General features: G+C 41.6%; 6 protein-coding genes. 1 reads left to right on the forward strand and 5 read right to left on the reverse strand.

Translation table 11 applies throughout. The features are described from left to right. Positions 1-82 precede the first annotated feature (82 nt). The 4 genes from BLR11_RS14095 to lipB form a co-directional block, all read right to left on the reverse strand. Positions 83-238 carry a hypothetical protein gene (locus BLR11_RS14095; RefSeq protein WP_176762871.1) on the reverse strand — a complete coding sequence of 52 codons (156 nt, stop codon included), beginning with the start codon at positions 236-238 and terminating at the stop codon, positions 83-85. Between the two features lie 251 nt (positions 239-489). Next, positions 490-1,527, reverse strand: a complete 1,038-nt coding sequence (tdh, locus tag BLR11_RS04280) for an L-threonine 3-dehydrogenase (protein WP_091648497.1) — start codon at positions 1,525-1,527, stop codon at positions 490-492. Positions 1,528-1,590: 63 nt separating this feature from the next. Continuing rightward, positions 1,591-2,463 (reverse strand): lipoyl synthase, encoded by an 873-nt coding sequence (gene lipA / locus BLR11_RS04285; RefSeq protein ID WP_091648499.1) that lies wholly within the window; start codon positions 2,461-2,463, stop codon positions 1,591-1,593. Beyond that, positions 2,411-3,133, reverse strand: a complete 723-nt coding sequence (gene lipB, locus BLR11_RS04290; protein ID WP_091648500.1) for a lipoyl(octanoyl) transferase LipB — start codon at positions 3,131-3,133, stop codon at positions 2,411-2,413. Before lipB ends, lipA begins: the two co-directional genes overlap by 53 nt. Positions 3,134-3,321: 188 nt before the next feature. On the opposite strand from lipB, the gene BLR11_RS04295 reads away from it, so the two are divergent. After that, positions 3,322-5,286: a sigma 54-interacting transcriptional regulator gene (locus BLR11_RS04295; RefSeq protein ID WP_091648502.1), complete on the forward strand. Its 1,965-nt coding sequence runs from the start codon at positions 3,322-3,324 to the stop codon at positions 5,284-5,286. Between the two features lie 64 nt (positions 5,287-5,350). On the opposite strand, the gene lpdA is transcribed toward BLR11_RS04295, so the two are convergent. Then, positions 5,351-6,655, reverse strand: a 1,305-nt coding sequence (gene lpdA / locus BLR11_RS04300) for a dihydrolipoyl dehydrogenase (RefSeq protein WP_091648505.1), incomplete at its 5' end; no start/stop codon positions are given.

The following is a 6,655-nucleotide window of genomic DNA, read 5'->3' on the forward strand; positions in this document are numbered from 1 at the left end:
CTTATTACTCCGCAGACGACCTTCAATGTATGCATAAAAAAGACCGGCTTCTCTGTTAACCGGTCTTTATGTACATAATTTATTATGCATATTGGTGTTGTCTGTGTTCTTCTGCATCCTGCATATTTTTTTTGTCTTTTTTATACTGCATTGCAGAAACAGTGTCAATCGCAAACTGCCCCATAATAAAAACAATAATGGCACCCCAGCACACAGGATTGGAAATAAATGATAACATAATTGTCCCCCCTTTGATTCATAATTGATTAATTTTGCTAAATCAATATACATTGGCTGCATATCATAATATATTGCGCTTATATGATAGTACCAAACACCGGGAAAGACAATAACCCAAATTATTATGTTGTTCTTTACATTAACAGATATGATATGTATAAAATGACAAAAATACATGCATAGTCTGGTCATAGACTTTACATGTATTTTTGCTGCCTCATTGGGAGTATGTTACATTCAATAATTACGTTAAGGAATAAGTACACATTTGCAGCATTCACCCGTCTTCATGAGCCGCAAACCTTCTTTAAATTCTGTCATTGGAAGTTTATGTGTAATAATGTTAGATAAATCAAGACCACTTGCCAGTAATCCCTTCGCTGTTTCCCAGTCCTGATACATTCGCCGCCCAGCTATCCCTTTCAGCGTCAATCCGCGATATACAAATTCACTAAGTTCAAAAGACAGCTGCCTGTCCGATAGGCCAAGAACTGCTATTTTCCCCTCCGGCTTAATATAAGTCAGGCTAGATTGAATAGCTCCAACATTTCCGGAAAAATCAAGGACAACATCAATAAGATTTCCGTCATTTGCCATCGGAACTGCTTTAGATACCTCTTCTTCTATAGGATTAATAAGCACATCGGCACCCATTTCCAATGCTTTCTTCCCTCGGTCTGACACCGGTTCTATGGCAATAACCTTGGCAGCTCCGCATTTTTTTGCAACACTGGCTCCCATAGCACCAATAGGACCGCAGCCAATAACCACCACTGACTTTCCTGCAACGGGAAATTGTGTAGCAGCATGAACAGCCGCTACAAAAGGCTCCATGAGACTTAACACTTCCCAATTGGCAAACTTTTTAAATACAACAGCATTTTCTGCCGGTATGCATGCATATTCTGCCAAAGCTCCATCACGGCTCAAGCCAATGGTCCGCGTATGAGGGCATACATGTTCCTGTCCGTTATGACAAACATCACAAGTATGACAAACAATATGTGTCTCTGCAGAAACTGCATCTCCTATTTGAATTTGTGAAACTAATTCTCCTTTTTCCACAACTTCACCTGAAAATTCATGTCCGATAATCATCGGCGGAATCATACGACTGCTGGCAAATTCATTCCAATTCATAATGTGGACATCCGTACCGCAAACAGCCACGGCATGAACTTTGATCAATATATCATTCGGTCCCACCTGCGGTATCGGACGTTGCACAAGTTCAACATTTCCTACACCTGCTGCCGTTTTGACAACACATTTCATAATACCTTCCATTGCTATCACTCCTTGCTATCATTATAAGATACTGAAAATTGTAATCACTGTGCAAACTACACATTAATGATGCACACACTCCTCCACCATAAGCCCGGCATGATAAGAACTGCGAACAAGAGGTCCGCTCACAACATGCTCAAAACCAATCCCTTTAGCAATCCGCTTATACATTTCAAATTTTCCGGGAGTCACATATTCTGCTACAGGGACATGCTTTAATGACGGTCTTAAATACTGTCCGATAGTCAATATATTTACGCCCGCTTCATGTAAATCATTACATACTTCTTCTATTTCCTCCTGGCTTTCACCCAATCCTACCATTATTCCGCTTTTTACCAACGGTGGTTCACCATAATGTGCAGCATAACGCAGGACATCAATGGATTGCTGGTAATCGGCAATCGGTCTGATAGCGGAATACAATCGAGGAACCGTTTCAATATTATGATTAAACACCGTGGGTTTTGCTTTTAAAACAATATTAAGAGCACTAACATTCCCCCGAAAATCAGGAGTAAGTACTTCTATAGAAGTATCCGGACTACTATTTCGCACAGCAGCAATGCAAGCAGCAAATTGTTCTGCCCCGCCCCGAGGCAAATCATCACGTGTAACAGAAGTAATAACTACATGTTTCAAGCCTAAATAAGCGGCTGCCTGCGCCAAATTTTCCGGCTCATTGGGATCTATCAAATCTGGTTTCCCTTTGGGAACTGCACAAAAACGACAGGCTCGTGTACAAACTCCTCCCAAAATAAGAAAAGTTGCAGTCTTATGACCAAAACACTCCCCAATATTCGGACAATCCGCACTTTCACAAACCGTATGCAAATTCAGATTTTTTACAAGTTTTCTTACATTTTTGTATGTATCATCATTACAAACATGCTGTACCAGCCATTTCGGTTTTTCTAAAATTTTTTGTTCCATATAAATCCCCCCAATACGTGAAGTTACTATATGTATCATGCGGAAATACCGAAATAAATCCATCTTGCATAAGAGGTACAACCGTTTCCGCAGACATATGACAGTGTAATTCCCTGAGATTGGTTACCCCAAAATCAGTAATACCGCAGGGAATAATATGAGAAAAAAGTTCTAAATCATTACAAACATTTAATGCTATGCCATGATAGGTAATCCAATGCTTTACACCGATACCAACAGCCGCTATTTTTTTATTTCCAACCCAAACTCCACTGTATAAAGCCTTGCGGCCAGCTGTAATACCCAAGCGCTTTAGGGTTCGGATAATACTTTCTTCTATCTGTTGAACATACCAATGAACATCTGTATTCCATTTTTTTAGATTTATGATGGGATAACATATGAGCTGCCCCGGATTATGACAAGTAATATCACCTCCGCGGTTCGTATGGAATAGATCTACATGGTGTATTTTCAGCCAATCGTCGGTTACTAAAAGGTGCGTATCACCGCCATGCATGCCAATAGTAATAACCGGCGGATGCTCTATTATAAGAAATACGGCATCCCAAATCCCCTGCAAAACAAAATTTTTAGCCTGCCGCTGATATTCCAATCCAACATTATATGGCTGGCATCCTAAATAAATTGAACAAATTTTTCTTGTCATCAATACGGCCTTCTTCCTGTTGCAGATTAAAAATCATGACATACTATTCATTTCCTATGCTTAAGTAATATAATAAATATAACTTATTCTATTCGCCTAATGCATAATTTTATACACGCATTGATCCAAATATGATATAATAAATATAAATTTAATTTTAGCAGTGAAGAAATAAAGGAGGTTATATTATGGTATCTGAACAAGATTGGAACACTTTTATGGAGACCGGTGAGGTTTCACCCACTATTCCCCCTATAGTTGTTCAGTCTTGGAACTATTGTCGTTCCATTAAGCTCAATCCCTTAAAAGGCTATAGCCAAGAAGTCGTCACGGGAAAAGCGTTTGAAGAAATTATGAGTCATAATAGTGAACTGCTCAAAATAGCTATACCGTTCGTACAACGTCTATTCATGGAAATGAAAGATTTTAAAAATAGTTCTTTTATTGGAGTCTTATCAGATAAAGATGGATATATATTAAAAACCATACTTCCTGCCCATGGCACGGACTTATCACACAGTCTTTATTATTCTGAAGGTCTGAGACAAACAGAAGAGTTGATCGGTACTTCGGCAATCAGCTTGGTACAAAAAACATTAAAACCCTTACAAGTAGCCGGCTTTGAACATTATTGCAAGATTCATCATAATACCTCCTGCTCAGCTGCTCCTATTATTGACGCAAGCGGTGAACTTGTCGGCGTTTTCAGTTTAGCCGGTCCAAAAGATAAAGTGAATTCTCATACATTAGGCATGGTTATTGCTACCGCTTCTGCTATTTCTAATTTAATGAAAGCTGATCAGGCTAATTCTACACTTTCCGAAAAAACAAATATGTATATGACAATTTTAGACTCTATGAATGACGGACTAATCATGCTGAATGCTAAGGGAATCGTACAATATATTAATCCGTTTGGAGCCAAAACTTTGCATATCGACCGAAGAAAAGCTATTAATAGACCGATTGATTCACTTGTCGATTTTGACCCTATCATCATGCATGCCTTACGTTCCGGTGTAGGATATACAGATCGCGAATTTTTTATCGAAACAAAACGCGGTACTCTCGACTTTGTTAAAACAGCAATCATTTTAAAGGATGACGACGGTATGACCACCGGAGCCATTGATATATTCCGGGAAATCAAACGTGTTAAGGATTTAATCAATAAAATTACGGGAGCTACTGCTAAATTTACCTTCGACGATATATTAGGAAATGATTCTGCCTTGCTGGAAGCCATTCGTATGGCTAAAATCGCTGCTAACGGAAATGCCAATGTCTTGATTCAAGGAGAAAGCGGCACGGGAAAGGAACTGATTGCTCAATCTATTCATCAAGCGAGCGCCCGGCATGATGGCCCGTTCATCGCTATCAACTGCGGTGCTATACCGCGAAACCTGGTAGAGAGCGAGCTTTTCGGTTATGAAGGCGGCGCGTTTACGGGTGCCAAAAGCAATGGACAAGCAGGAAAATTCGAACTAGCTCACGGAGGTACTATATTTCTTGACGAAATCGGTGATATGCCTCTAGAAATACAAGTTCAATTGCTCCGTGTACTGCAGGAACAACGTATTATGCGAATTGGAGGTACCCGTTATATTGATATCGATGTCCGCGTGCTGGCAGCTACTAATAAAGACTTAGCAGAAGGGGTCGCCAATGGGAATTTTCGTGCCGATTTATACTATCGGCTCAACGTACTGCCGATTACACTGCCGCCTTTACGTGAACGTCATTCTGATATTGTCTTATTAATAAATATGCTGCTGGAAAATAAATGCCAGCGTTTAGATATCCAAAGAAAACATTTTGATCAAGAATCTTTTGACATCATGCAAAAATATACTTGGCCAGGTAATATCCGCGAATTAGAAAATGTCGTAGAACGAATGATTTACACTTGTCCTCACGAAGTTATTACCAAAGATTTTCTCCCTGCCAATATGAAAAAACAAGATACACCCCCTCCCAGCTGGTTAGGAGATAATATGACGTTAAAAGAATTTGAACATCGTTACATCATGCAAGTATACGAACAATGCGATAAAAACATTTCTCAAACAGCAAAATCTCTTAATATCGGCAGAAACACACTATATTCAAAATTGAAAGAAGTCGATGAAAACATCTTAGTGGAAAACAATTAAAAAGTTAAAAAGAGCGCCTTACAGCTGCAATAATGAAGTTGTAAGGCGTTCTTTCTGTCACGGTTTATTTCTTTTTAGGCGGCCAATGAATCGAATTTCCAAAAACAGCTTCTGCTGCTTCCCCTAATGCTTCTCCCACGGTCGGATGAGCCCATACGGTACTCGTAAATTCGTCCACCGTAGCTTCCAGCCGGATTGCAATCGCAGCCGCTGCAATTAAATCCGTCGCCCGCGGCCCGTAAATATGAACTCCGAGTATCTGTCCGTATTTGGCATCGGCCAAAATCTTGATAATGCCTTTGCCGCCGGCTTCGATTAAAGCCTTGCCGTTGCCAGACAAGGGGAATGTACCGCAGCGGTAGGCAATCCCTTGTTCCTGCAATTCTTCTTCCTTCATCCCGACACTGGCAACTTCCGGTTCCAGATATATGCAGGAAGGAACCGTTTCTGCATGGTAGCTGTCCCGGCCGGTCATAATATAATTGACGGCAGCAATTCCCTGTGCCGAAGCAGCATGTGCCAGCATAAGTTTGCCGTTGCAGTCCCCAATGGCATATATGCCGGGAACATTCGTCTGGAAATGATCGTCGGTAACAATCTTTCCGCGATTAAGGACGATTCCGGCTTCTTCCAATCCGATACCTTGGGTCATTGCGCGGCGGCCTACACACATCAATACTTTTTCGCCTTCTACCGTTTGGGCCTGTCCCTGGTAATTCATATGGACTGTATAAGAGGCGCCGGATTGTTCGATGGATTCTACCCGGGCATCGGTCAAGATATCAATCCCTCTGGCTTCGAGATCCGCTCGGACCATGCGGGTAATTTCTGCATCAATAGGAGGCAGGATTCTCGGCAGTGCTTCCACAATAGTACATTTCGTTCCCAGCGAAGCAAAGAGAGAGGCAAATTCAATTCCGATAACCCCACCGCCGATAATGACAAAGCTCTTGGGTATTTCGGTTAATGCCAGGGTCCCCGTGCTATCGATCACGCCCGGAAGATCGGCTCCGGGGATAGGGATGCGTACCGGTTCAGAACCGACAGCCAAAATAATCGAGTCCGCTGTAAGCGTTTCACTGCCGACCTGTATTGTATGGGCATCTTTGACAATTCCCCGGCCGCGATACACGGTAACGCCGTTGGCTTTCAAAAGGCCTTCCACGCCGCCAACCAATGTTTTTACAATAGAACCTTTATATTGCTGCGCTTTAGCCCAATCGACATCCATACCGGAAACAGTGATGCCTAATTTAGCCGATTGTTCTTTGATGGCACTGAATGTAGCGCTTACATGGATCAGCGCTTTCGTTGGGATACAGCCGACATTGAGGCAGGTGCCGCCGACTTTATCGGCTTCGATAAGGGA

Source organism: Megasphaera paucivorans, assembly GCF_900103535.1.
Classification (GTDB): domain Bacteria; phylum Bacillota; class Negativicutes; order Veillonellales; family Megasphaeraceae; genus Megasphaera_A; species Megasphaera_A paucivorans.